This is a genomic window from Mesorhizobium sp. Arg314, from assembly GCF_053714275.1.
Window position 1 is genome coordinate 1 of the sequence record NZ_JBSKBP010000359.1, and the last position, 256, is coordinate 256.

A 256-nucleotide genomic window follows, 5' to 3' on the forward strand; every position below is an offset into this window, starting at 1 on the left:
CGTATCGAGATCGACTCCAACATTGTCGAGCGGGCGATCCGCCCGCAAACAATAACAAGAAAAAACAGTCTCTTTGCAGGCAGCGATGGCGGGGGACGCGCCTGGGCCACCATAGCCACTATGCTGCAGACGGCCAAAATGAACCGCGTCGATCCTTACGCTTGGCTCAAGCTGACCCTCGAGCGCATCGCTCGAGGCTGGCCGATCTCTCAGATCGACCAGCTCATGCCGTGGAACTTCAAGGCCTGAAAGGCCT

At 58.2% G+C, this 256-nt stretch carries 1 protein-coding gene; it reads left to right on the plus strand.

Going from position 1 to position 256, the window contains the following annotated elements:
- Positions 1–249, plus strand: a 249-nt coding sequence (locus ACWGS9_RS35855) for a transposase domain-containing protein (protein ID WP_454509568.1), incomplete at its 5' end; no start/stop codon positions are given.
- Positions 250–256 lie beyond the last annotated feature (7 nt).